Raw genomic sequence first — 207 nt, 5'->3', positions numbered from 1 at the left:
GTTGCCTTGCTTGACCTGTTTCCAGTGTTGGATTGCCTCTTCATCAATCCAAAATGTCAGTGAACCACGATTGATTAAAGCTTGGTTATATTGCTTCCAGTTAGTTGTTTTGTAGCGAGGCTTGGCCATTGGTCTAAGTACTTGAGTAAACTTAGCTGATCAGATCGTAGGTTAATGATTTAGTTCCCTGATTTAGGAAACAAAGCC

General features: G+C 40.6%; 1 pseudogene. It reads right to left on the bottom strand.

Annotation, left to right across the window (positions count from 1 at the left end):
• Positions 1–129 (bottom strand): annotated as a pseudogene (locus A142_RS24770) (IS5/IS1182 family transposase); the annotation flags it as partial.
• Between the last annotated feature and the right edge of the window lie 78 nt (positions 130–207).

This window comes from Vibrio splendidus 12E03, assembly GCF_000272105.2.
Taxonomy (GTDB): Bacteria; Pseudomonadota; Gammaproteobacteria; order Enterobacterales; family Vibrionaceae; genus Vibrio; species Vibrio splendidus_I.
The sequence above is the reverse complement of the archived record's forward strand: the minus strand, read 5'-3'. Positions and strand labels throughout refer to the sequence as shown.